Source organism: Streptomyces sp. NPDC091289, assembly GCF_044757365.1.
GTDB lineage: Bacteria > Actinomycetota > Actinomycetes > Streptomycetales > Streptomycetaceae > Streptomyces.
This window is the reverse complement of the sequence record NZ_JBIVUT010000015.1, coordinates 173,293-194,108: the sequence shown is the minus strand read 5'-3', so window position 1 is coordinate 194,108 and position 20,816 is coordinate 173,293. Positions and strand designations below refer to the sequence as shown.

At 71.4% G+C, this 20,816-nt stretch carries 21 protein-coding genes and 1 pseudogene; 14 read left to right on the top strand and 8 right to left on the bottom strand.

The features are described from left to right. Nucleotides 1-97: 97 nt before the first annotated feature. Genes ACIQPT_RS21670 through ACIQPT_RS21655 form a run of 4 tightly spaced genes read left to right on the top strand, consistent with a single transcriptional unit; the run spans nucleotide 98 to nucleotide 3,667 of the window. A complete protein-coding gene (locus ACIQPT_RS21670) occupies nucleotides 98-625 on the top strand; it encodes a hypothetical protein (protein ID WP_401157522.1) in 528 nt (175 codons plus the stop codon). After that, nucleotides 622-1,683, top strand: a complete 1,062-nt coding sequence (locus ACIQPT_RS21665; RefSeq protein WP_401157521.1) for an efflux RND transporter periplasmic adaptor subunit — start codon at nucleotides 622-624, stop codon at nucleotides 1,681-1,683. Before ACIQPT_RS21670 ends, ACIQPT_RS21665 begins: the two co-directional genes overlap by 4 nt. Continuing rightward, nucleotides 1,680-2,450: an ABC transporter ATP-binding protein gene (locus ACIQPT_RS21660; protein ID WP_401157520.1), complete on the top strand. Its 771-nt coding sequence runs from the start codon at nucleotides 1,680-1,682 to the stop codon at nucleotides 2,448-2,450. Before ACIQPT_RS21665 ends, ACIQPT_RS21660 begins: the two co-directional genes overlap by 4 nt. Next, complete coding sequence (locus ACIQPT_RS21655; protein WP_401157519.1) at nucleotides 2,447-3,667, top strand: ABC transporter permease; 1,221 nt, start codon at nucleotides 2,447-2,449, stop codon at nucleotides 3,665-3,667. The genes ACIQPT_RS21660 and ACIQPT_RS21655 overlap by 4 nt, the downstream gene beginning before the upstream one ends. A gap of 94 nt (nucleotides 3,668-3,761) precedes the next feature. Here ACIQPT_RS21655 and ACIQPT_RS21650 read toward each other — a convergent pair whose 3' ends face one another. Next, on the bottom strand, nucleotides 3,762-5,183 hold the full coding sequence (locus ACIQPT_RS21650) for a PAS domain-containing protein (RefSeq protein ID WP_401157518.1): 1,422 nt from the start codon (nucleotides 5,181-5,183) through the stop codon (nucleotides 3,762-3,764). 388 nt (nucleotides 5,184-5,571) lie between these two features. Here ACIQPT_RS21650 and ACIQPT_RS21645 point away from each other — a divergent pair, with 388 nt between their 5' ends. Next, entirely contained in the window at nucleotides 5,572-6,954 is a 1,383-nt protein-coding gene (locus ACIQPT_RS21645) for a phytase (RefSeq protein ID WP_401157517.1), read from the top strand. A gap of 679 nt (nucleotides 6,955-7,633) precedes the next feature. On the opposite strand, the gene pdxH is transcribed toward ACIQPT_RS21645, so the two are convergent. Next, nucleotides 7,634-8,275, bottom strand: a complete 642-nt coding sequence (gene pdxH / locus ACIQPT_RS21640) for a pyridoxamine 5'-phosphate oxidase (RefSeq protein ID WP_401157557.1) — start codon at nucleotides 8,273-8,275, stop codon at nucleotides 7,634-7,636. 262 nt (nucleotides 8,276-8,537) lie between these two features. Here pdxH and ACIQPT_RS21635 point away from each other — a divergent pair, with 262 nt between their 5' ends. Then, nucleotides 8,538-9,641: a citrate synthase 2 gene (locus tag ACIQPT_RS21635; RefSeq protein ID WP_359144495.1), complete on the top strand. Its 1,104-nt coding sequence runs from the start codon at nucleotides 8,538-8,540 to the stop codon at nucleotides 9,639-9,641. Between the two features lie 122 nt (nucleotides 9,642-9,763). Here ACIQPT_RS21635 and ACIQPT_RS21630 read toward each other — a convergent pair whose 3' ends face one another. Genes ACIQPT_RS21630 through ACIQPT_RS21620 form a run of 3 tightly spaced genes read right to left on the bottom strand, consistent with a single transcriptional unit; the run spans nucleotide 9,764 to nucleotide 11,453 of the window. Then, a complete protein-coding gene (locus ACIQPT_RS21630) occupies nucleotides 9,764-10,117 on the bottom strand; it encodes a hypothetical protein (RefSeq protein WP_401157516.1) in 354 nt (117 codons plus the stop codon). Between the two features lie 34 nt (nucleotides 10,118-10,151). Then, a complete protein-coding gene (locus ACIQPT_RS21625) occupies nucleotides 10,152-10,769 on the bottom strand; it encodes a hypothetical protein (protein ID WP_401157515.1) in 618 nt (205 codons plus the stop codon). 21 nt (nucleotides 10,770-10,790) lie between these two features. After that, on the bottom strand, nucleotides 10,791-11,453 hold the full coding sequence (locus tag ACIQPT_RS21620; protein WP_401157514.1) for an SAM-dependent methyltransferase: 663 nt from the start codon (nucleotides 11,451-11,453) through the stop codon (nucleotides 10,791-10,793). A 122-nt stretch (nucleotides 11,454-11,575) separates the two neighbouring features. Between ACIQPT_RS21620 and ACIQPT_RS21615 the strand changes: the two genes are divergently transcribed. The 7 genes and pseudogenes from ACIQPT_RS21615 (at nucleotide 11,576) to ACIQPT_RS21585 (ending at nucleotide 16,789) form a co-directional block, all read left to right on the top strand. Further along, on the top strand, nucleotides 11,576-12,235 hold the full coding sequence (locus ACIQPT_RS21615; RefSeq protein WP_401157513.1) for a helix-turn-helix domain-containing protein: 660 nt from the start codon (nucleotides 11,576-11,578) through the stop codon (nucleotides 12,233-12,235). Between the two features lie 416 nt (nucleotides 12,236-12,651). Next, nucleotides 12,652-12,888, top strand: a complete 237-nt coding sequence (locus ACIQPT_RS21610) for a hypothetical protein (RefSeq protein WP_401157512.1) — start codon at nucleotides 12,652-12,654, stop codon at nucleotides 12,886-12,888. A 70-nt stretch (nucleotides 12,889-12,958) separates the two neighbouring features. Beyond that, on the top strand, nucleotides 12,959-13,813 hold the full coding sequence (locus ACIQPT_RS21605; protein ID WP_401157511.1) for a hypothetical protein: 855 nt from the start codon (nucleotides 12,959-12,961) through the stop codon (nucleotides 13,811-13,813). Nucleotides 13,814-13,882: 69 nt separating this feature from the next. Beyond that, nucleotides 13,883-14,038, top strand: a pseudogene (locus ACIQPT_RS21600) (XRE family transcriptional regulator); the annotation flags it as partial. Continuing rightward, entirely contained in the window at nucleotides 14,025-14,756 is a 732-nt protein-coding gene (locus ACIQPT_RS21595; RefSeq protein WP_401157510.1) for a uridine kinase, read from the top strand. The pseudogene ACIQPT_RS21600 and the gene ACIQPT_RS21595, both read left to right, overlap by 14 nt. Before the next feature lie 108 nt (nucleotides 14,757-14,864). Continuing rightward, on the top strand, nucleotides 14,865-15,308 hold the full coding sequence (locus tag ACIQPT_RS21590; RefSeq protein WP_401157509.1) for a GNAT family N-acetyltransferase: 444 nt from the start codon (nucleotides 14,865-14,867) through the stop codon (nucleotides 15,306-15,308). Nucleotides 15,309-15,619: 311 nt separating this feature from the next. Then, complete coding sequence (locus tag ACIQPT_RS21585; RefSeq protein ID WP_401157508.1) at nucleotides 15,620-16,789, top strand: alanine--tRNA ligase-related protein; 1,170 nt, start codon at nucleotides 15,620-15,622, stop codon at nucleotides 16,787-16,789. A gap of 75 nt (nucleotides 16,790-16,864) precedes the next feature. Here ACIQPT_RS21585 and ACIQPT_RS21580 read toward each other — a convergent pair whose 3' ends face one another. Further along, on the bottom strand, nucleotides 16,865-17,740 hold the full coding sequence (locus ACIQPT_RS21580; RefSeq protein WP_401157555.1) for an aminoglycoside phosphotransferase family protein: 876 nt from the start codon (nucleotides 17,738-17,740) through the stop codon (nucleotides 16,865-16,867). A 146-nt stretch (nucleotides 17,741-17,886) separates the two neighbouring features. On the opposite strand from ACIQPT_RS21580, the gene ACIQPT_RS21575 reads away from it, so the two are divergent. Continuing rightward, nucleotides 17,887-19,008, top strand: coding sequence for an NADAR domain-containing protein (locus tag ACIQPT_RS21575; protein ID WP_401157507.1), 1,122 nt, complete (start codon nucleotides 17,887-17,889; stop codon nucleotides 19,006-19,008). Nucleotides 19,009-19,207: 199 nt separating this feature from the next. On the opposite strand, the gene ACIQPT_RS21570 is transcribed toward ACIQPT_RS21575, so the two are convergent. Together ACIQPT_RS21570 and ACIQPT_RS21565 are read right to left on the bottom strand one after the other, a co-directional pair. Continuing rightward, on the bottom strand, nucleotides 19,208-20,311 hold the full coding sequence (locus ACIQPT_RS21570; protein WP_401157506.1) for a methyltransferase domain-containing protein: 1,104 nt from the start codon (nucleotides 20,309-20,311) through the stop codon (nucleotides 19,208-19,210). Next, nucleotides 20,308-20,439 (bottom strand): hypothetical protein, encoded by a 132-nt coding sequence (locus ACIQPT_RS21565; RefSeq protein ID WP_401157505.1) that lies wholly within the window; start codon nucleotides 20,437-20,439, stop codon nucleotides 20,308-20,310. The genes ACIQPT_RS21570 and ACIQPT_RS21565 overlap by 4 nt, the downstream gene beginning before the upstream one ends. Nucleotides 20,440-20,816 lie beyond the last annotated feature (377 nt).

Here is a 20,816-nt window from a genome sequence, read left to right as displayed (position 1 = left end):
CGGTGTAAGCATCCGGGCTGAGAGAAACGAAACCGCGTCCTCGCGCACGCTCGGGCCGTCCCTGTACGGACCTGTCGGCAAGCGACGAGGAGCCCCCATGAACCAGACCCTTTCCCGCCGGACCGCCGCGCGCTCACGCGTGCGCTCGCTCGCGGCGGCCTGTGCGCTGGCCGCCGCCCTCGCCCTGACAGCCACCGCATGCTCCGGCGACGGCGGCAGCGGCACGAAGGGCGGCGGATCGGCGTCCGGCACCAAGAAGACGAAGGAGGACCAGGCGCTGGAGCACCGCAAGTGCCTGCGCGACCAGGGCCTGGACATCCCCGAGCCGAAGCCGGGCCAGGACGGTGTCGGCATCACCATCGACGGCGGCTCGATGAGCAAGAAGGAGATGGAGAAGGCGTTCAAGGCCTGCGAGGACAAGGCGGTCGGCGGCGGGGCCAAGGAGCTGACCCAGGCGGAGAAGGACAAGATGGTCGCCTTCGCCCGGTGCATGCGCAAGAACGGCTTCGACATGCCCGACCCGAAGTTCGACGGCGGGGCGATGCAGGCGGCGCCCGCGATGAAGCCGAAGGACATGAAGAAGTTCGACAAGGCCAACAAGGCGTGCGAAAGCGTCGGCCGATGAGGCGCGGACGGGCCGTGGCGGCAGCGGTGACGGTGGTGCTCGCCGTGGCGGCCGGCTCGCTCGCCGTCACCCGGCTCGGGTCCGGCGAGGAGACCGGCGGGTCGAAGAACACCGGGCTGCCCCCGGCCACCGCCCCGGTCGAGCGCGGGGACCTGCGCGACAGCGCCCAGGCCGACGGGACGCTCGGCTACGACAAGGAGCGCAAGGTCAACGCGGGCGCGCCGGGCACCATGACCTGGACGCCGCGCACCGGCTCGACGGTGGAGCGGAACGAGCGGCTGTACGAGATCGACGGCCGTCCGGTGCGCCTGATGTACGGCTCCGGCCCCATGTACCGGACGCTGAAGGCGGGCGACAAGGGCCGGGACGTGGAGCAGCTGGAGCGCAATCTCGCGGAGCTGGGCTACACGGGCTTCACCCCGGACGAGGAGTACACCGAGCTGACGGCGGCGGCCGTCAAGCGCTGGCAGAAGTCCCACGCCGCGAAGCAGACCGGGAAGGTCGGTCCCGCGGACATCACGTTCGCGCCGGGGAAGGTGCGGATCAAGAGCGTCGGGGCGGGCGTGGGGGAACGGGCCCAGCCCGGCGCCCCGGTCCTGGAGACGACCGGATCCGAACGCATCGTGACGTTCCAACTGGACGTCGCGGAAAGCCAGTTGGCGAAGGCGGGCACGAAGGTCACCGTGGACCTGCCGGACGGCACGACCGCGCCGGGGAAGGTCTCATCGGTCGGCCGGACCGCGAAGCAGGGCGACGACCCGCAGGACGACAGCCCCAAGGTCACCCTGACCGTCTCGTTCGACGATCCGGACGAGGTCGGCGGCTTCGACCAGTCACCGGTCACGGTGAACCTGACGGGCGAGACCCGCGAGGGCGTCCTGACGGTCCCGGTGAACGCGCTGCTCGCCCTGCCCGGCGGCGGCTTCGGCCTCCAGGTGGTCCGGGGCGGCACGGTCCGTGAGGTGAAGGTCGAGCTCGGCATGTTCGCGGAGGGCCGGGTCGAGGTGTCCGGCGGCGGGCTGCGCGAGGGCACGAAGGTGGGGGTACCGAAGATATGAGCGGTTCCATCGGTTACGCCGGTACGGACACGGGCACGGGCCCCGCCCCCGGAGCCCGTACGGTCGTCGCCCTCTCCGGCGTCACCAAGGAGTACCCGGGCCCGGTGGCCGCGCTGCGTGGGGTGGACCTCACTGTCGAGGAGGGCGAACTCCTCGGCATCGTGGGCCCCTCCGGCTCCGGCAAGTCCACGCTGCTGCACATCATCGGCACCCTGGACCGCCCCACCGCGGGCTCCGTCCACATCGCGGGCCACGACGTGGCGGCGCTCTCGGACCGCAGGCTCTCCGCGCTGCGGGCCCAGCACGTGGGCTTCGTCTTCCAGGCGTTCCACCTGGTGCCGGGCGTCAGCGCCCGCGACAACGTGGCGGAAGGCCTGCTCTACTCCGGCCTCTCCCGCCCGGCGCGCCGCCGCAGGGCGGCCGACGCCCTGGACCGGGTCGGCCTCGCGGACCGCCTCGACCACAAGCCGCACCAGCTCTCCGGCGGCCAGAAGCAACGGGTCGCCATCGCCCGGGCGGTGGTCGGCGAGCCCGCGCTGCTGCTGGCCGACGAACCGACCGGGGCGCTCGACTCGGAGTCGGGGGCGGCGGTGATGGAACTGCTGCGGGACCTGAACCGGGAGGGGGCCACGATCGCGGTCATCACGCACGACACGGAGATCGCGCGGGAGTTGCCGCGCGAGGTACGGATCCGGGACGGCCAGGTGGTGGCGGACGTACGGAATCCTCCTCCCGTACCGTCCATGGCGACAGGAGCGGGCCGGTGAACCGGGGAACGGGCGGCCGGGGCCGAGGCAGGCTGAAGGCGGCCCGCCTGAGCCCCCGGGACGTGGCGCACGTCGGCTCGTCCGGCCTGCGGAGCCGGCCGATGCGGGTGGTGCTCTCCGCGCTGGGCATCGCCATCGGCATCGCCACGATGATCTCGGTGGTCGGCATCTCCGCCTCCAGCCAGGCCCAACTCCTCCGCGAACTGGACAAGTTGGGCACCAACCTCCTCGTCGCCTCCCCCGGCGAGTCGATGTTCGCCGGGGAGGAGGTGAAGCTGCCGGAGGAATCGGTCGGGATGGTGGGCCGGATCAAGGGCGTCCAGGACGTCGGCGCGACCGCCGATCTGAACGCGACCGTACGCCGCAACGAGAAGGTCGACGAGGGCGATACGGGCGGGATCACGGTCAAGGCCACGACGGCGGACCTGCTCCGCGTCCTGCGCGGCGAGGTCGGGGCCGGCAGCTGGCTGAACGCGGCGACCGGCCGCTACCCCTCGGTCGTGCTCGGCCATGTCTCGGCGGAACGCCTGGGCATCACGAAGCCGGGACAGCAGGTGTGGCTGGGCGACCGCCACTTCACGGTCGTCGGCATCCTGGCCCCGCTCCCCCTCGCCCCGGAGATCGAGCGCTCGGCCCTGGTCGGCTGGGAGGGCGCGAAGCGCCTGCTGGGCTTCGCGGGCCACCCGACGTCGATATACGAGCGCTCGACGGACGCGGCGGTGCAGGACGTACGCAAGGTGATGGCGGCGACGGTCGACCCGCGGAACCCGCAGAACGTGAAGGTCACCGACCCGTCGTCGGCGCTCCGCGCGAAGGCGGCGACCGAGGGGGCGTTCAGCAGTCTGCTGCTGGGCCTGGGCGGCATCGCGCTGCTCGTCGGGGGTGTCGGCGTCGCCAACACCATGATCATCTCGGTCCTGGAACGGCGGTACGAGATCGGCCTGCGCCGCTCGCTGGGCGCGACCCGGGGCCAGATCCGCATCCAGTTCGTCACGGAGTCGCTGATGCTGTCGGGCCTGGGCGGCCTGGCGGGCGTGGCACTGGGCGCGGCGGCGACGGGGGTGTACGCGCACTCCGGCGGGCTGCCGTGGGTGGTCCCGCTGTGGGCGGTCGGCGGCGGCTTCGGCGCGACCCTGGCCATCGGCACGGTGGCGGGCCTGTACCCGGCGGTCCGGGCGTCCCGGCTCTCCCCGACCCTGGCGCTGCACGCGGCGTAGGGAGCGGGGCGGGGACGGCTCCGGCCGGTCGCCGGACGCACACTGTCCCGCCTCGCCCCGCCTCGCCCCGCCCCACCTCGCCTCGCCTCGCCTGCTAGCGCCCCGCCGTCGCCTGCGCCAGGTCGACCGCCCCCGCGACCCGGGCCGCGACCGTCTCCGCGTACGCCGTGTCCGGGCGTTCGAAGGCGGCCCGGTTCGCCGCGCGGAGGAACGTGAGCACGCCCAGCGTCCGGCCCCGGCTGCGGAGCACCGCGCAGAGTGCGTGCGCCGCGTCCCGGGGCCAGCGGCGTTCCGTGGCCCAGGCCGCCGCACCGGCGTCCCCGGCGCTCGCGCTCGTACGGACGGTGCCGGTGCGCTCGACGGACTGGAGGGCCGGGTGGCCGGGGTCGTAGCGGGCCGGGATGGAGCCCCCCGCGACCGGCAGACACGGGCCGGGCGCGTCGAAGGGCGTGGCGGCCGTACGCACCAGGCGGTCGCCCGCCACCAGGTCGACCAGGACGTGGTCGGCGAAGCCGGCGAGCGCGAAGTCCAGCAAGGAGGTCGCCGCCTCCATCGGGTCCTCGCACTCGGAGGCCGTACGGGCGGCCCGGTGCAGCTGGCTCGTCCGGAAGCGCAGCCGGTCGGCCTCCTGTTCGGCGAGCTTGGCGGCGGTGACGTCCCGGAACAGCCACCCCACCCCGAGCGGGACCGGTTCCTCCGTCAACGGCGAGGCCAGCCGCAGGAATCCGCTGCGCCAGCACCGGCGGCGCTCACCCTCCGCCGTCCGCAGGGTCACCCACAGCTCGGCCGGGGCGCTCGGGGCGCCCTCGGCGAGCACATGGTGCAGGGCCGCCTCCAGCTCCTCGACGCCCTGGATCACCAGCTCACCGAGCGGGCGGCCGAGGAGCGTGGTGCGGCCGCCGCCGAGCGCACGGGAGGCGTAGGCGTTGACGACCGTCGGGCGCAGGTCGACGTCGACGAGGACCACACCCCAGGACGCGTCCTCCAGCAGCGCCTCGCTCAGCGCGATGGCCCGCTCCAGGTCGATCTGGGCGTGCACCTCGCTGAACGCGCAGTAGACCCCGGCCGGTTTGCCGTCCGCGCCGCGCACCCCGGCGGACTGGGTCCGCACCAGCACCCGGCCGCCGTCCTTGCGCAGCAGCGCGAACTCGTGCACCTGCCGCCCCGGCGCGTCCATGGCCGACATCAGCCGCGCCCGCACCTCGTCCGCGTCGGCCCGGCGCACCGCCCAGCCCGCGAAGCCGGCCCGGCCCACGGCCTCGTCCGCCGACCAGCCGAGGACGCGTTCGGCCTCGCGGTTCCAGTGGGTGACCGTGCCGTCGGCGTCGAAGGCGCAGAGCGCCGCGTCCATGCCGTCGAGCAGCGCCGCCAACAGCTCGGACCCGGCGGGCACACCGGGGATCCCGTCCTCGCCGGCCGGGGGCCCGGGGTTCGCGGAGCACCCCGGCGGCCCGCCGCCGGGATCCTCGTCCGGCCCGAGCTCGTCGGTGGTCCCGCTGCTCCTGGAAGCACCCACTCCGCACCCCCCGCAGAACGTGTCGGCTGTTTTCCCACGCGTCGCCGCGTGTATTGCTGCACGTCAGACCATTCAACTCGAACGTGACCCAGCACACATCAACTTCACCGAAATCATTTCTCCTGCCGACGGCTTCCGGCGGCTTCCCGATGGATTCGCGCCACGCGTACGACCGTGCCGCGACCGCGCCACGAACGTGCCGGGCCCCATCGAGCCGTCCGGTGCGGGGAGTTCACCGGCGGCACGGCGGTGCGTGGTGACGACGACACACGGAGTCCACCGGGCGCACCCAGCCTTGGGGCGCCTTCGTCCGCTTCCCTCTCTCCCCCCGGCAGCTCGCCGCCCCTCGACCTCCGACCGCTGACCGCCGACCTCCAGGAGCCCTCCCGTGACGCCCTTCCGCACCGCACGTCCGACGGCCGCGACCACCGTGGCCGTGTGCGCCGCGCTCGCGACGCTCACCGCCGCGGCCCCCGCCCCCGCTCCCGTACACACCACCGGGCGGGACGCCCCCCGGCCGCTCCCCGCCATCACCCCGCGCGCCGAGACCGCCACGCTGTACGACGACGAACAGGGCGGCAACGCCAACGCGGACGACCCCGCGATCTGGCGCAATCCCGCCGACCCGGACCGCAGCCTGGTGATCGCCACCGCCAAGGAGGGCGGGCTGCGGGTCTACGGCCTGGACGCCCGCCTCGTACAGTCGCTGCCCGCACCCGCCGCGCCCGGCCCCGACGACGCCCCGGGCCGCTTCAACAACGTCGACCTGGTGCACGGACTGCGACTGTCCCCGGGCCGGGCGGCGGGGCAGGCGGCGGGCCGGAAGGCGGATCTGGCCGTCACCTCCGACCGGGGTCACGACCGGCTGCGTATCCACCGCATCGACCCGTCCCGCCCGGACCGCCCGCTGACGGACGTCACCGACCCGGCCGCGCCCCGGGTGTTCTCCGCCGGCCAGGACGAGGTCAACGAGCAGACGACGGCGTACGGTCTGGCCACCTGGACGGACCGCCGCAGCGGCCGCTCGTACGCCCTGGTCAGCCAACGCAACCGCACGTCGATCGCCCTGCTGGAGCTGCTCCCGACCCGGTCCGGCACCGTCACGTACCGCAAGGTCCGGAGCATCGGCCTGCCCTCCGCGTTCCGGCTGCCCGACGGCACGGACTGGACGCCCTGCGGCGAGCCGGGCGAACTGCCCCAGGTCGAGGGGATGGTGGTCGACCCGGCCGACGGCACGCTCTACGCCGGCCAGGAGGACGTGGGCATCTGGCGCATGCCCGCCGACCTGCGGGGAAAGCCGGTGCTGGTCGACAAGGTCCGCGAGTACGGCGTGCCGGGGACGTACGACGAGGAGAGCGAGGAGTGCGCCCCCGGCACGGACCCGGGCTTCGGCGGCACCCGCATCTCGGCCGACGTGGAGGGGCTGACCCTGCTCCCCGAGCGGAACGGCGACCGGTATCTCCTGGCGTCCAGCCAGGGCGACGACACCTTCGCCGCGTACGCCCGCCGGACCGGCCGCGAGAACCGGACCGTCCCCGTGTACGCGGGCGGCTTCCGGGTGACGGCGGCCTCGGCGACGCTGGACGGCTCCGAGGCCTGCGACGGCGCGGCGGTGCTGAACGAACCGCTCGGCAGCACGTACCCGGGCGGCCTGCTCGTCGTCCAGGACGGCAACGCCACCCCGGCGCAGGCGGGACGGGAGGCCACGGGCTTCAAGTTCGTGGACCTGCGGAAGGTCCGGGGTGCGCTGGGCCTCACCCGTATCGAATAAATAGCTTGTACCGCGATCCAGGACACTCCTATGCTGTGGAGCACACAGGAAAGGAGGTGTTCCGGAAGTGATTTCTTCTCGGACTCGTGAGGTGACTGCGGGCTGACGCCCGTCGTCGCACTCTTTTGCAGTGCATGGCCGGACGCCGGCCAATCCCAAGCAGTTACCGACCCGCAGGCTCGCCGGTAAGTCCGGCCGGCTCCTCTGTGCACAGAGGACCCAGAGCCTGCGGGTTTCTGCGTTTCCCGGTCCGCTCCCGGTCCGCGCGGGCGGCTTCCGGGTGACGGCCACCCCGGCGCGGGCAGGACGAGAGGCCACCGGCTTCACGTTCGTGGACCCGCGGAAGATCCGGGGTGCGCTCGGTCTCACCCGTATCGAATAAATAGCTTGTACCGCGATCCAGAACGCTCCTATGCTGTGGAGCACACAGGAAAGGAGGTGTTCCGGAAGTGATTTCTTCTCGGACTCGTGAGGTGACTGCGGGCTGACGCCCGTCGTCGCACTCTTTTGCAGTGCATGGCCGGACGCCGGCCAATCCCAAGCAGTTACCGACCCGCAGGCTCGCCGGTAAGTCCGGCCGGCTCCTCTGTGCACAGAGGACCCAGAGCCTGCGGGTTTCTGCGTTTATCCAGGTGACACACGCTAAGCACGCTACGCACGTGACGCAGGCGCCGTCCGCCTACGGGCAGAGCCGCTCCACCCGCCACGGGCTGCCGGACGCCCCGTCGCCCTCCCTGACGTACCGCAGCCGGTCGTGCAGCCGGTTCGCGTGCCCCTGCCAGAACTCGATCGTCTCGGGCACCACCCGGAAGCCGCCCCAGTGCGGCGGGGCCGGCACCTTCTCGCCCTCCGGATAGCGCGCGGCCAGCTCCTCGTACCGCGTGATCAGCTCCTCGCGGGAGCCGACGACGCTGGACTGGGCGCTGGCCCACGCCCCGAGCTGGGAGCCGTGCGGGCGGGTACGGAAGTAGCCCACGGTCTCCTCGCGGGAGGTACGGGCGGCGGTGCCGGTGACGATGACCTGGCGGGCCATCGGGTGCCAGGGGAAGAGCAACGAGACGTGCGGGTTGGCGGCCAGCTCGCGGCCCTTGCGGGAGTCGTAGTTGGTGAAGAAGACGAAGCCGCGGTCGTCGTACTGCTTGAGCAGCACGGTGCGCGAGGACGGGCGGCCGTCCGGGGTGGCGGTGGAGACGATCATCGCGTTGGGCTCGTGCAGCACCCCGCCGACGGCGACCTGGCGGAACCAGCGGGCGAACTGCTCCATCGGGTCGGGGCTGAGGTCACGCTCGGTGAAGTCCTCCGAGCGGTACTGCTCGCGCATGGCCGCCGGATCGGTGGTGGAATCGTCGGGGAGGGGTCCCGAAGAACCTTCTGGTGTGGGCACGGACCCATCCTGCCGCAGTGGCCGAGTGTGCCCGGCGGGGAGGACCCGTAACCACGCACCGCCGAAATGGAGTCCTGTGCCGGATGTCACGCTTCCCCACTCCGTGGGAACCCGCCAATATCTTGGGGCAGGCCTCGTGGGAGCCCTGGGGCCGTAGGGTCTGTCGCCCATCCGCCCGCCGAACTGAGGGAGCCGCCTGATGTCCGACTTCGTACCCGGTCTTGAGGGAGTCGTCGCGTTCGAAACGGAGATCGCCGAACCGGACAAGGAAGGCGGTTCGCTCCGTTACCGCGGGGTCGACATCGAGGATCTCGTCGGCCACGTCTCGTTCGGGAACGTGTGGGGCCTGCTGGTGGACGGGGCGTTCGATCCCGGTCTGCCGCCCGCCGAACCGTTCCCGATCCCCGTGCACTCCGGTGACATCCGGGTCGACGTGCAGTCGGCGCTGGCGATGCTCGCCCCCGTCTGGGGCCTGAAGCCGCTGCTGGACATCGACGAGGCGACCGCCAGGGACGACCTGGCGAGGGCGGCCGTGATGGCGCTGTCGTACGTCGCCCAGTCGGCGCGCGGCCAGGGACGGCCGATGGTGCCGCAGAGCGAGATCGACAAGGCGCAGTCGGTGGTGGAACGGTTCATGATCCGCTGGCGCGGCGAGCCGGACCCGAAGCATGTGAAGGCGGTCGACGCGTACTGGACGTCGGCGGCCGAGCACGGCATGAACGCCTCCACGTTCACCGCCCGGGTCATCGCCTCGACGGGCGCGGACGTGGCCGCCGCGCTGTCCGGCGCGGTGGGCGCGATGTCGGGCCCGCTGCACGGCGGCGCCCCGTCCCGGGTCCTCGGCATGATCGAGGAGATCGAGCGCACGGGCGACGCGACCGCGTACGTGAAGCAGGCCCTGGACCGGGGCGAGCGCCTGATGGGCTTCGGCCACCGCGTCTACCGCGCCGAGGACCCGCGCGCCCGCGTCCTGCGCCGCACGGCCCGCGAGCTGGCCGCGCCGCGCTTCGAGGTGGCGGAGGCGCTGGAGAAGGCCGCGCTGGAGGAGCTGCACGCGCGGCGTCCGGACCGGGTCCTGGCGACGAACGTGGAGTTCTGGGCGGCGATCGTCCTGGACTTCGCGGAGGTCCCGGCGCACATGTTCACGTCGATGTTCACGTGCGCCCGCACGGCGGGCTGGTCGGCGCACATCCTGGAGCAGAAGCGCACGGGCCGCCTGGTGCGCCCGTCGGCGACGTACATCGGCCCGGGGACGCGGGACCCGCGCGAGATCGGCGGGTACGAGGACATCGTCGCGGGCTGACGGCATCGTCGCGGGGGGGGGCCATCGTCGCGGGCGGGGGCCATCGTCGCGGTCCGGGACGGGGACCGCAGCCTCCCCACCCTGGCCCACCCGCCCGCCCGCGCGGAATTGTTCAGGCACCCCTAGGCGGTCAGAGCGTCGATGAGACGGCGGATCTGCCGGGTGTGCCTCGGTGCCACAACGAGTTCCAGTCGACCCGCTTCCGGCCTGGTCAGCGTCAGGCGCCGGGCGTTGCCGGAAAGCTCTGCCGTGCATCCCGATGACCTCGGTTCGCTCCAGATCTGCCCATCGGGCCTGCTGGTGACCTTGTGGTGGGCGAAGGCCACGATCCGGTGATCCGTCAGTGCGATCACACAGCCACGAAGGAGCCATCCGAAGGGCAGCCCGCCCCACGGATACCGGACCGGGAAGGCCGACTCCAGTTGTTCGCCCTCCTCCAGCAAGGCCTGCACATGCTGATCCGACCAGCTCTCCATCTCCAGCTCTCCATCTCCAGCTCTCCTTCCCGGATCAGAGCTTCCCGCACACGAGGGCCGTACGGTGGCCGTCCAGCCGACGGCCGAACTCCGCGAGGAAGGCCGGGGTGAGGTCGGGCCATCCCCAGAAGGTAAAACCGAGGCGGCCGAAGGCGAAGCAGTGCTCCATTCCGGTCCAGTCGACGAGTGGGGACGGCACGTCGCAGTGCGCGCACCGCACGAGGGCCTCGCCGCCCTCCTCCCAGTCGGCGATCGCCTCGGAGAAGGGGTCCCAGGCACCGGGTATCTCCTCCCAGGCCTCGTCGTGGAACTCGATGTCCCGCTCGCAGCGCGGACATTGGGCCGAGGACGCGTCGGCCCACTGCCCGGCGTCGAACACGGTGCGGGTGACGACCACGTCGAGCCCCCCGCCCTGCCAGGGCTCGCCCCAGCCGCTGCTGTCGACGACCTCGCGGATACGCGGCCCCGGCGGATATCCGGGGCCGCTGCCGAGTACGGGTTCGGTGCGGTCGGGCCCGATAACCCCCTCGGCCACGAGCCAGGCGACGACGCGTGCGGCCAGCGGGGCGGCGTCCGCCCCGGTGACATCGCGGTCGACCACGCTCTGGAAGTAGTCCCCCACAACTCCCCCTCCGATTCTGTTGGTCTCCACCCTGCCACCCGCCTCTGACAATCAGGCGGGTTCGCCCCGGCGGACGGCGATGACGTTGTCGGTCACGGTCGCCGTCTCGCCGCCGGGCCCGGTGGCGGTCCGCCGGGGCGCGTGGCAGCGCTCGGTCCGCCATCCGTCGCCGAGCCGCAGGGACGCGAGTACGTCGTCGGGGGCGGGGAACCGTACGTCCTCGTGGCCGTCCCGCCAGGACCAGGGCGCGAGCGAGGCATGCTCGACCAGCACCAGGAGGCCGCCCGGGGCGACGGCCCGGGCCGCCCGCCGGAGCACCTGCTCACGGGGGATCTCCACAGGGGTGTGGAAGTAACTGGCGGTCACCAGGTCAAAGACCCCGTCGGGGAAGGACCGGGCCAGATCGTGCCGGCTCGGGTGGACCCGGTCGGTCAGCCCGGCCGCTTCGGCTCCGGCGGCGACCCGGCCCAGGGCGGTCGCCGAGACGTCGACGGCGGTGACGTCCCAGCCGAGCGAGGCGAGCCAGAGCGCGTCACCGCCGTGCCCGCAGCCGAGGTCCAGCGCCCGGCCACCGCTGCTCGGCGCGGGGGCCAGGGCGGTGACGACCTCGGCGAGGACGACGTTGGGCTTGGTGCCCCACTGCGCGTCGATGCCGGCGTAATGGCTCTCCCAGAAGCCGGCGGAATCGGTGGAATCCGTGGTGTCGCTGCTCATGACGGGCTGTCCCCTTTCACTTCGGCGGGGCCGCTCCCGGCTGAGCACCCCGCTGGGTAGGAAGGTGCGCCGCGGCCTGCCGCCCTTGCAAGCTGCCATGCCGTTTCGGCAACCTGTCGGACATGGCATCGGACCCGGCATCGGACACGGCAGACGAGACAGACGCGGCAGGACGCGCACCCAGGGCATCGAAGGACGGCGTCCTGGCAGCGGTGGGCCCCCGCCTTCGCGAACTACGCCACCGGCACGGCATGACGCTCGCCGAGCTGGCCGAACGGACCGGGATCAACGAGAGCACCCTGTCCCGTCTGGAGGGCGGCACGCGCAAGCCCACACTGGAGCTGCTGCTTCCGCTGGCGGAGGTCCACGCGGTGCCGCTGGACGAACTGGTGGGCGCGCCCCGCACGGGCGACCCGCGCATCCACCTCCGCCCGGTCACCCGGGACGGCCTCACGTACGTACCGCTGAGCCGCCCCGGCGGGGTCCAGGCCCACAAGCTGCTGATCCCGCCGCGACCGGGCACCGAGCCGGCTCTGCGCACCCACGAGGGCTTCGAGTGGCTGTACGTACTGGCCGGGCGGCTCCGGCTGATCCTGGGCGAACGGACGCTGGTGCTGAAGCCGGGCGAGGCGGCCGAGTTCGACACCCACGTTCCGCACTGGCTCGGCCCCGACGACGACCGCACCGTAGAGCTCCTGGTCCTCTTCGGCCACCAGGGCGAACGGGCCCATCTGCGGGCCCGCCAGGAGCCTTTGCGAGGATCGGCCGATGGGGCCCTATGAGGCAGTAGCTGGGTGGCGAGCTGTACCCGGGCGGCATCTGGAGTCACCCTATAGACGTAAGTTTCCCCTTCTTCCCGATCGAGTCAGGGTCAACGGCTCGAAAATGGTCCGCAACGATCGGGGGCGCGTCGGCTGCGACGACAACAGCATCCGACCGGGATGGTGACGCGCGGCCAGGCGCTGCGGTGCCTGGCGTCGCACCATCTGGCTCCGACGCGTCCGCGGTCTACCTGGACAGCGTCGGTCGGGTGATGGACATGGATGCGGCAGAGAGAACAGATACAACTCGGCAGCCTATGGCGCTCGGATGTACGCCGGTCAGCGGGAGGGACAATCCTCACCGGTCGGGTACCGGGGTAGCGGCGTCCGGACACGGGTGGTGGAAGAAGGGCAACTGCAGCAACGACCGTGCCAAGGTGTTCAACTGCCTGTACGAGTGGTACACGGACAACACCTGGCGCCAGCAGGCATGTTCAGAGACCAAGACGCTTAAGCCCGGCGGCGGCAGCACACACCGAACGGCAGCCCGCCGCGACTGCCGCGGTACCCAGCGGACGTCGTGGCGCAATCACGTGGATGTAGACGTGATCGGCGAGATCGACACCGGCGAGAAGCCGATGAACCAGAGTGAGGTCAACTGTCGCGTCTACTGAGGTGCACCGCCTGCTGCCTCTCAGGGGCAGGCAGTGGCAGCCGCAGCCGAGTACAGGGAAGGGCGGACACATGTCAGAGCAGGATGCCGTCGCGCGACCGGGGATCGCACCAACGTCTTGTCGCACCGCGGGCACCATGTTCGCCGCTCTCTACGGCGAGTTCGTTCCGCACGCCTGGCACGATCCCGATTCCGAGCACGACGCGTACCAGTTGTTCCTCCAGCGTTCGCTCGCCATGGGCTGGCTCGACGACCGGTCGAGCGCTGTGCAAGGAGCCGCCCCCAAGAAGCGCACGATCGTTGCACCGGGGCTGTGGGCCATGAACGACGCGGGGTGGAGCCACCCTCTCGCCGCTCCGTCGTCGAAACTGATCTCGTGGTTCCAGGTCGAGGCCAGCGAGGTGGCCAGTGACAGGCCGCTCCCCGTGCAGCCGTTCCTGCGGTGCGCGCAGGACACGACAGAGCGGATCGGTGTCGTGCAACTCGGCGCGGTGCAGGTCCTCCTGCCGGTTCAGGGAGTCGACGCCTCGACTCGCCCGGCTTATGCGGTGGTGCCGTCCATGCAGACGCCTGACTGGTTCGGCGAGTGCGATCCACGGTCGCGCGCATCGGTGAGTGTCCGCATCGACAGCGGACGCACCCCGTCGGTCCCGGCGGTCGCCTCGCAGCTCACTCGCTACCTCAGCCGCTTGGACCAGGGCGTGTTCGTAGGTGCGGCTGACGAACACATCCCCCTGGACAGCTTCCCCGCTCCACCGTTCGACGACCGTTTCTGGGGCGGTCCGCCTATGCACGGCATCGTGCTGTCGGGCGAGTTGGCAGAGTGGTCCTGTGACGCAGTCGGCTGGCTGGCCGAGACCGTTGTCGACTCGGCCGCCCATCTTGGTATTCGGTCGCCACTACTGTTCACCGTCGCACGGGCCTGACCGCTGGGGACTCGACGTCGTGGGCTTCATGCCTGATCAAGGCTTGGTGCGGTAGCTCTCTGAATGCGCGAAGCGGCCGAATTCGACACGCATGTGCCGCACTGGGTGGGCCCCGACGACCACCGCACCGTGGAACTGCTGGTCCTCTTCGGCCACCAGGGCGAACGGGCCCACCTACGGGCCCGCCAGGAGCCTTTGCGAGGATCGGCCGATGGGACCCACTGACGCAGCCTCCGTACGCCACTCGCCCTCGACCTGGCAACAGCCCTGCCCCGCACCGGCGTCGGCCGAGCGCAGCGCCCTGACCGATGCACTCGCGGAGCGCGTACGGGCCCTCGGCCCGGGCCGGCTGCTCGTGGGCATCGACGGCTTCACGGCTGCGGGGAAGACGAGCTTCGGCCACGAACTCGCGGCGCGCATCGCGGCGTCGGGCCGTCCCGTGCTCCGGGCCACGCTGGACGACTTCAAGAACCCGTGGAAGGACCGCCACCTGTACGACCGGGAGTCGGGCGAGGGCTACTACCGCAACGCGTACGACTACGACGCGGCCAAACGCCTCCTGCTGGACCCCGCCCGGAGCCCGGAGGCAGGAGGGTCCTGCGCCCTGTGCTCCATAGACCCGCTGACCCAGCAGAACCACGCGGCCGACACGACCCGGCTCGCCCCGGACTCGGTGCTGATCGTGGACGGAGTCTTCGCATTCCGCCCCGAGATCGACGCGTACTGGGACTTCCGCGTCTGGATGGACGTGGACGCCGAACTCTCCGTACGCCGGGGCGCGGAACGCGACCAGAACTGGGCGGGCTCGGACGCGGAGACGATCCACCGCGACCGCTACCTGGTGGCGGAGCGCCTGTACCTCGACGAGGTAAACCCGCTGCCGAGGATGGACGCGGTGGTCGACAACACGGACTTCGCGCGGCCGCGCCTGATCACGGGCTGATCCCGCCGCAAGTCCGTCGCGGCTGCGCCCGGGCCGGCCATGTCAGCCGACAAGCCGCGGCCCGGGCGCGAAGATCACCATCTCGCGTCGCAGCGCTAGCCTGCGGACATGACTCTGTTCCGCGAGGCCGAGCTCGGCGACCTCGAACACGTGATGCGCCTCTACCGGCAACTGCAACCCGAGGATCCGGTGCTCCGCGACGGGTCCGACGCAGCGGTGTTCGCGCAGATCCTGGGCTCAACCGGCCTGCACGTGTTCGTCCTTGAAGTCGACCGGGCCATCGTCGCCACGTCGTATCTGAATGTCATCCCGAACCTCACTCGCTCCGCATCGCCGTACGCGGTCATCGAGAACGTTGTCGTCGAGAAGGCTCTGCGGGGCGCGGGTCTGGGCAAGCAGATCATGGCCGGCACGCTCCGGGCCGCCTGGGACGCGGGGTGCTACAAAGCGATGCTGCAGACCGGTTCGCGCAAACGCGCCACGCACGCCTTCTACCGGGCGTGCGGTTTCTCGCCCGACGCCAAAACGGCATACCTCGCTCGCCCGTCATGACGCCATGGGCCGGCTTCGAGCACGCGGGCGCGGACGCGGACGCGCCAGCTTGCATCCCCTGGTGCCGCAAATTCGTGTGCTCCGGCGGGCAGGGCCGCGTTATCGTCGTCCGTATGAACGTCACCGGCCCCAGCACCACCGCGACCGCGCGAGCGACCAGCTCGCCGGTTGCCGCCGCCTGACCTTCCTCATCCCCCCGGCGACCGGAAACGGTCCGTCGGCAGTGCCGTGGAGCCTCTGGCCCCGGCCGGGTGACTGAACGGTCCCGTTCTCCGGTGCCTCCCCCGCTGCAACGCGAAGGAGCCACTCCCATGCAAACGGACCAGCTGATCAGCACGTTCGTCGAGTACTACGAAGAGCGCGGCCACCGCCGGATCACCGGCTCGACGCTGCTGCCACCGCCCGGCGACTCCGTACTCTTCACCACCTCCGGCATGCACCCGCTCACCCCCTACCTGGAGGGCCGCCCCCACCCGCTGGGCAAGCGGCTGGTCAACGTACAGCGCTGTCTGCGCACCACGGACCTGGACGAGGTCGGGGACGCCACCCACCTCACGGTCTTCGAGATGCTGGGCACCTGGTCGCTGGGCGATTACGAGGGCCCGCGCAGCCTCGACTGGGGGTACGGGCTGCTCACCGAAGGCCTGGGCATCGATCCCGGCCTGCTGCACTCCACCGCCTTCGCCGGTGACGACCGGACGGGTCCGGACACCGCTTCCGTCGAGCTGTGGCAGGGCCTGGGCGTCCCCGTGGAACTCACCGTGGAGGACAACTGGTGGTCCAACGGACCGGTCGGCCCGTGCGGCCCCGACTCGGAGTTCTTCCTGTGGAGCGGCGACGGCCCGCCGCAGTCGACGCCCACCCGCGACGACCGCTGGGTGGAGGTGTGGAACCACGTGACGATGACCCACCGCCGGCTCGACGACGGCACCCTCGTACCGCTGTCCCAGCGCAACGTGGACACCGGCCTCGGCCTGGAGCGGCTGGCCTCCCTGCTCCAGGGCAAGCCGTCCGTCTTCGAGTGCGACGTCTTCGCACCCTGGCGCCGCCTCGTACCGGCCCTGTGGTCCCTGGACGAACCTTCACTGCGCCTGGTCAGCGACCACCTGCGCTCGGTCGTCGTGCTGCTCGGCGACGGCGTACGCCCGGCCAACACGGGACAGGGCTACGTGCTGCGCCGCCTGCTACGACGCGTACTCACCGTGCTCCGGAAGGGGGAGGCCCCCTCGCGGGGTATCGACGACCTCCCGGAAGAGCTGGTCCGGCACACCCTGGACCACTTCCGGCAGGACATGCGCACGGGCGACGTGCTCCGGATGCTGCGCGAAGAGGAGCACCGGTTCGGCCAGCTCCTGGAACGCGGCCGAGGAGTGCTCGCCAAGCCCCGGTTCCGAGGCCCGCTGACCGAGGAGGACTTCCACTACCTCCACGACACCCATGGGCTGCCCCGCGAGCTGATCACGAGCCTGCGCCAGGAGTGAGACGGGAAGCGGACCGCGCTCTCACCCGGCAATGACCTGCCCGGCCGGGCAGGTCATTGCCGGGGCCGGGAGTACTCACCGGCTCAATGCGAGCAGTTCGTCGATCACCGGTCCCTCACCACCGTCACCGAGGTGAGCGACGGCCGCGAACGGCGCGATGACTCGGCTCCAGGCATGGAGCCGTTCGCCATCGAGTCCGCACGCCGTGGCCACGCGCTCGCAGCGGGCCTCGACGCCCTCAAGACCGGCGCCGGCCACGACGTAGTCCACGGCGTCGAAGCATGGATCTCCGGCACAGGCTTTCGGATCGATGGCCATGAGGCCGCGGTCCGCGCCACCGTCGAGGACGTTGCCCAGGTGCAGGTCGCCGTGGAGCAGCACGGTGGTCGTTTCCGTGTCCAGCAGCCGCTCGCACCGCTGGATGGCCCTGTCCCACGCGGCGACGTCCATCCGTGCGCTGATCGCGGGCTCGGACAGCCGTCGGCCGACCCGTGCGAAGGACTCCTCGCACCGGCCACGCAGCACCCGCGTCGGCTGCGGAGGCGATGCGACCCCGTGCAATGCGGCGAGCAGGTCCGCCCACTGTCCCGGAAGCGAAGCAGCGGGCATGTCCTCCGCCAATGTCCCGGGCACGACCTCCTCCAGCACCATGGCACCGGCCTCCTCATCGGCGGCCAGCACGGAGGGGACCCGGCCCGAGGCGGCGAACCACCCCAGCATCCGGGCCTGTTCGGCCATCAGGTCCCGCTCGGGGCTGACCTTGAGCACCGCAGGCGTGCCGTCGGGCCAACGGCACCGCAAGGTGACCGACGAAGCGCCGTCCGGGAGGGGCCCATCGAGAGAAAGCCCCCACCGGGAGGCCAGCCGCGCGATGAGATCCGGCGCGTCGGCGCACCAATCGGCAACCCGGGGACCGAATCGAGGTACCAGCCGTGCAGTGACGCTCTCCACATCCACCAGCAGTCTTTTCACTCGGGCCAGTGTGCCGGTCACGTGATCTCTGTCCACCGCTTTTCCACCTCCCGCCGCCAACCGCTCACGTTGAACACGAGCGCAGGCCCCGTGCCCTCCCGCGACCGGCGCGGCACAATCACCGGATGATCGGCAACCGGATCACCCATCGCACAGCGGACGGCGTCCGCATACCCGGAACCTGGCGCCACGCCTTCATCCGCAACGGAGGCACCCACTTCCTCACCGACCTCGTCATCTACGCCGACGGGCTCATCGACTGCTGGGGTCTGGTGACGGTGGAGGAATTCGAGGAGAAGCTCCGGACCGGCTGGGTGGCCACCACGTTCCCGGAGGGCGCCGAGGCCTCCGCACACGGTCTGGCGCGCTGGAAATTCAGCGAGTCCCGGAGCAACCTCACCCCCGAACTGTTCGCCGCCGAGGTCCGCGACACCATCGACCGGCTGAACGACCGCCCCGATTCGACCGGCCGCTGCCTGGCCGCCCTGGACGTCTTCCTCGCCGACCGGACGGAGGAGAACCGAGAAGCGGTCCGCGACGCCTTCCTGTCCATCCCGTCATCGAAACGCCGTTACGCCCTGGGAGACATGGACAGCAAGGACTGGCCGCTCCGCATGCTGGCGGCAGGCCCCGGCGGCACGACGTACCTGCCGGGCGACCCGCCGGTCACTCAGGACGCCTACGACCGGGCTCTCGCGTACTTCGAGGACCGGGCCCGGTGGATGGCCGTACGGGACACACAGGCTCTCGCGGACGGACCAACGGCTCCACACAGCCCGGCGATCCACCTCCACCACTCCTTCCCGCGCGAGCCCGAGGCCCACCCCGGTCAGCTCGGCCTGCGCAACGACTACCCGGCCCCGATCACCGTGCAGGAGATCGTCTACCGCTCCGTCGCCCACGCCTACTCGGCCCTGTCGGCCGCCGAGCCGGAGGCCCACGACACCATCGCCGCAGCGGACACCTCTGCCGCAGCACGCAGGCTCGCGGCCAGAGCATCACGCCGCGAGGACTGGGCCCACGTCCGCACCGCCGTCATGACCGGCCTGCTACGCGCCAAGTACGACCAGCATCCCGAGCTGGCCGAGATTCTGCTGGCGACGGACGACGCCACCCTGATCTACGAAGACGTGGACTCGATCCACTGGGGCGACAACGCAGGCCGAGGACGCAACTGGACGGGCCGTCTCCTCGAACTCGTCCGCTCCGAGCTCCATATGCGGAGAGCCGGGCTCTCCGGCCTCTGACGGGATCACGGGTGTGCCGCGCGTGCGGGGGTGTTTGGTGAAGTCGGCATCGCCAAGACGCACCCGTCGGGCGCTGAGTCGTCCCCGCGCGTGCGGGGGTGTTCCCGCCTGGGTCAGGGCGTGGCCGTCGCGTCGGATGTGATCCTCGCGTGGGCGAGCGCTCCCCAGGTCGTACGCACGGCCGGGGAGCGTACACGGGTTACCCCCTGGCGGGGCGAATGATCTCGCTCGGGTCCCGCAGCCAGACGCGCTGCCCCCGGTCGGTCACGGTCAGCCCGAACTGCCCGGCCTCGGGCCGCCCCACCGCCTCGTACTCCCACCAGGCCTGCTCGATCTCCTCCCACAGGAACCCGGGCCCGTACTGCCACACCTCCTCCCCCGTGGCGGCCGTCGCAGCACCCCCGTCCTCACGGGTAGCCCACACCTGAACACCCCCGGCGGTGCCCTGGTGAATAAGCCGCACGCCGGGCAGCCGAGCCCCCGCATACAACGCGAACCCAAGATCGAGGAGCCGGGCCGGGTCCAGCCCTGCGGCTCGCGCCCGCCCCTTCCCCCGAACCTCGTGGAGATCGGATACGCGATGGGCTCGCATCGGCATGTACGTGGCCCCGCCGCAGAACGGGCCGGTCGCGGTGCCGTCATCCCGGACGCGGAGCTGGACCAGAGCACCCGACCAGAACTCCCGGGCGAGCGGAGCCACGACGACCCCGCCGGGACGCACCTGCCGGAGCAGCGTGTACGGGACGTACCGCAATGCGCACGTCGCGATCAGCCGATCCACGGGCCCCAGACCGGGCCAGGGCTGTTCCCCGTCGCCGACGCGCAGGTGCGGCCGGTATCCGGCCTGCGCGAGAGCTTCCTCCGCCTGCCGGGCCACGACCGGATCCAGCTCGACACTATGGACCAGATCGTCACCGAGCCGCTCGCAGAGCAACGCGGACACGTATCCTGTCCCGGTCCCGATCTCCAACACCCGCTGACCGTCCCCGACATCGAGCAACCCGAACATCCGGGCCACCATCGACGGCATCGAGTTCGACGACGTCGCCACACCGGGCCCGCCCTCGACCCCGTCGTCGAGCTGCGTGACGACCGGCTCGTCACTGTTCACCAACGCCAGCCACGCATCCGTCCCCACGACCGGCTCACACCGATCGGGGAGTTGCCGCCACACATCCGCCGGAACGAACCCACTGCGCGGCACAGCGTCGAACACCTGCCGCCACCGGGCGGTAAGCAGACCTCGATCGGCAAGATCCTTCACCAGTGCCGGATACGTAGGGACCTTCTGCACGGTGCTCACGGCTGCGGGGAGAACTTCGGCCGACTGCCGTCCGGCGACGGCTTCGGCTCCTGCGGCGGCGTCCACGGCTTGTCCGACGGCGGCCCGCCATGCTTACCGGCCTCGACAGGTACGGGATTGGTGGTCATCGTCCATCTCCTCTGTTGTTCGGTGGATCTGATTCAGTTGGCGGCGAAGTCGGCGAATCCCGCACGCCGGTGACCGGCGTGCGCGACTCACCTAGCAAGTAAGGACATCCGCGGCCGACAGGCTGATGCTCATCCAGCTTCCGGGAGCCCGGTAGACGGCGCATGGCACGGGCAGGCGCAATCCGGCCGCAGGCAGAGGGCATGCGCGGCGGGCAGGCCCGACACCGAGGAACCGCGACAGACGACGCCGTACGGTCCGTCCACCCCGGCCTGCAACCCACCGAGTTGGGCCCCCGCTCCCTCAGCCAGATCGGCGGCGGTGATCGGGTCACCACACCACAACAGCGTCACCCCGTGCTCCGGACAATGGGCCCCCG